The organism is Bradyrhizobium campsiandrae, assembly GCF_014529705.1.
GTDB lineage: Bacteria > Pseudomonadota > Alphaproteobacteria > Rhizobiales > Xanthobacteraceae > Bradyrhizobium > Bradyrhizobium campsiandrae.
In genome coordinates, this window is sequence record NZ_JAANIH010000460.1 from 1 (window position 1) to 230 (window position 230).

The following is a 230-nucleotide window of genomic DNA, read 5'->3' on the forward strand; positions in this document are numbered from 1 at the left end:
GCACCTTGTCGACGTACCACACCACCGCGTCGGCGTTGAACGGAGTACCATCATGGAACGTCACGCCGGGACGCAGCTTGAAGGTCCATTTGGTCTTGTCGACGTCATCGACCTTCCATTCGGTCGCGAGCCCCGGCACCAGCTTGCCGGGGCGATCGGCGACGTCCATCTCCCACGCCACCAAGGGGTCGTAGATCGTATAGGCGGTGAACTGATAGGCGCCGGCGCCG

1 protein-coding gene is annotated in these 230 nt (G+C 63.5%); it reads right to left on the bottom strand.

Going from position 1 to position 230, the window contains the following annotated elements; all coding sequences use genetic code 11:
• On the bottom strand, positions 1–230 hold a 230-nt coding region (locus tag G8O24_RS43905; protein WP_244646507.1), incomplete at both ends, for an ABC transporter substrate-binding protein.